The following is a 1,498-nucleotide window of genomic DNA, read 5'->3' as shown; positions in this document are numbered from 1 at the left end:
GCATCGCCGTCTTGAGGTCTCGACCGTAGTGATAGTCGATGAGAAAGGAATCATGGATGCAGAGAACAGGGATTGAGCGGGCGGTGAAGTGGTTGATGACCAACTCCGCTATGTCGCTGTCTAGCTTCATCATCCTGATCCCTTGGTCCGCGAACAGGCTGCCCTTCAGCTGAGGTGTCCGGGTCAAGAACTCGTTCAGAATCGCCTCCAGCGCCGCGTTGGTGAACGACTTGCCCGGATCTCCTTTTGGATAGTTATCTCTGAACGCACGGAAGGCAGAATTCTTGTCCTTTGCATTGATGGAAGCAAGAACCAGATATTTGAGATACGCCCGCTGCTGGATTCTATCCGCGCCTTTAAGGAAACCGCCGGTGAGATCGTAGGGGTCCCCCTGGATCTTGCCTGCTCCACTAAGAATGCTGAGAAGGTTGACGTGCAGCCCCTTGAAGTCGACTTCGATCGTCGGGACATCATTGATGTGAATGCGCTTTCTGAGCTCGCTGCCTATCTGCTGCCACCATCCCCCATAGTAGCGACCATTCAGCTCCCAGTCGCCTCTAGAGAAGACACGCCGCACGAACTGATTGCCGGGGCCCAGAGGCAGCCTAACCATCTGCCCAGTTCTCAGTCCAGTGGTGATGAGGCGCTGAACGTAAGGGTCTTCGAGTTTAGGGACATCGATAAACGACCGTACCAGAAGGGTGTTATAGTCCCTGAGCTGTGTTCGCATTGCAGTAGTTTTGGCCGTATCGTCATATTCTATTGGCTTTGATGCTCCGCCATCCTCATCGTCCCTCTTCAGAATGATGCATTCCTGATTTGCGGTGCGCCCAATATCTTCAGAACCGAATTTTGCCTCTCTGAAATGTGCTCTGAGTCGTTCAGATGCTCGGATCCTTGACGTTCTGTTCGTCGGTGCTCCGGGTGCAGTATAGCTGCCTCTGGATAGCTCGATCATCCCCAGACCGTTCAAATGATGAACGTAGTCGGTGATAATTTTACTCAGGTGGAGAGCGTTATAGCGACTGAGGGTTTTCCATTCACTATTGTTGAGGTGGATGCCCAGTGAAAGGTCCGGATGGGTTGTCCAGGCCACATAGAGGTCGAGCAACAGAACCTTCAGCATGTCCTTGTGGCGTGTTTTTGGCTTTGGGCCCCGACGAGGTTGCTCAGGTTCGTGGAATTTACCGAAATGTTCATCCCAGATACGGTCGACCAACACCCTGACCTCGGGATGGTCAGACCAACGGTGGACGTCGATGGGGCGGGAGTGATGTGGGTCAAGTGGTTGTTTCATTCTTTCTCCTAGTTGTTTCGGGGGACAAGGAGATAAGGAACCGTGGTGTTAAGTTCAATGGGACGTGTACGGTTTTGAGGTTGAGACGCTCAGTTTAGACAGCGATCAACCACTTCACCGCCCGCTCAATCCCTGTTCTCTGCATCCATGATTCCTTTCTCATCGACTATCACTACGGTCGAGACCTCAAGACGGCGATGC

At 52.7% G+C, this 1,498-nt stretch carries 1 protein-coding gene; it reads right to left on the bottom strand.

What is annotated here, in order from left to right; all coding sequences use genetic code 11:
• The coding region (locus tag DL239_RS21300) for a hypothetical protein (protein WP_167686104.1) at positions 1–1,297 on the bottom strand (1,297 nt) is incomplete at its 3' end.
• Positions 1,298–1,498 lie beyond the last annotated feature (201 nt).

Source organism: Parasedimentitalea denitrificans (assembly GCF_011813015.1).
In the GTDB taxonomy this organism is placed as follows: Bacteria; Pseudomonadota; Alphaproteobacteria; order Rhodobacterales; family Rhodobacteraceae; genus Parasedimentitalea; species Parasedimentitalea denitrificans.
The sequence above is the reverse complement of the archived record's forward strand: the minus strand, read 5'-3'. Positions and strand labels throughout refer to the sequence as shown.